The 375-nt window shown below is 40.3% G+C and carries 1 protein-coding gene; it reads right to left on the bottom strand.

Annotated features, from left to right (window positions below; translation table 11 throughout):
- The coding region (locus tag SB756_RS28460; protein ID WP_410912839.1) for a TorF family putative porin at positions 1 to 375 on the bottom strand (375 nt) is incomplete at both ends.

Raw genomic sequence — 375 nt, 5'->3', positions numbered from 1 at the left:
CCAGCTGTACCAAAAGTTAAGCTCTGTTTGGCCGTAGTCACTTGTGTAACCAAATTTAGTGTAAACCTCTGGGTAATTTCCATCACTGTTATTACCTTGGTATGTGTAGTATGCAATACCGTAGTCAACGCTAAACTTGTCGTTTAATTGTACATAGCGACCAACATAGCCATCTAGTTCAAAATCAGTATCGTCACCAAAGTCAACGTTTGATGCCCATACACCGGCATACACGCCATTATCAAAAGCATAATCTAAACTTGCTTGTAATGCAGGATCGTTATCTGTTTGGCTTACACCATTAAAAGTGTAATCTGATGCTGCTGTAATAGTTGTTGACCAGTCTGCAGCTGCCGTTGTTGATAAAAGTGCTAG

The sequence above is a fragment of the Pseudomonas sp. SIMBA_068 genome (assembly GCF_046534705.1).
GTDB classification, from domain to species: Bacteria; Pseudomonadota; Gammaproteobacteria; order Pseudomonadales; family Pseudomonadaceae; genus Aquipseudomonas; species Aquipseudomonas putida.
The sequence above is the reverse complement of the archived record's forward strand: the minus strand, read 5'-3'. Positions and strand labels throughout refer to the sequence as shown.